The organism is Bradyrhizobium sp. 23AC, from assembly GCF_054863025.1.
Genome location: NZ_JAVAYN010000164.1, coordinates 1 through 270 on the forward strand (window position 1 = coordinate 1; position 270 = coordinate 270).

Here is a 270-nt window from a genome sequence, read left to right on the forward strand (position 1 = left end):
TCCGCGACTACCGGGCCCGCTACGGAATTCAGGCCGACTGACCCGGCCTCGGCAAGCAAGGAGAATGACTCCCCCATGAAAGTGATCTCTACCCTGGTGGCCGCCGGCGCCCTGGCGCTGGCCGGCACCTCCCTGTGCCAGGCCGCCAGCCTGGACCTCAACCTGAGCGGCGATGCGGTGCAGTTCGAGGCCAATGTCGAGGTGGCCTCCGGTATCCAGCTGGGCGCCGGCGTGCTGGACAGCGACTATCGCGGCGACGCCACCGTCTGG

Annotated in this window: 1 protein-coding gene; it reads left to right on the forward strand. The window is 68.9% G+C overall.

Annotated elements, in window-relative coordinates; translation table 11 throughout:
- Positions 1-75 precede the first annotated feature (75 nt).
- Positions 76-270, forward strand: a 195-nt coding sequence (locus tag RAD10_RS41935; RefSeq protein WP_461622032.1) for a hypothetical protein, incomplete at its 3' end; no start/stop codon positions are given.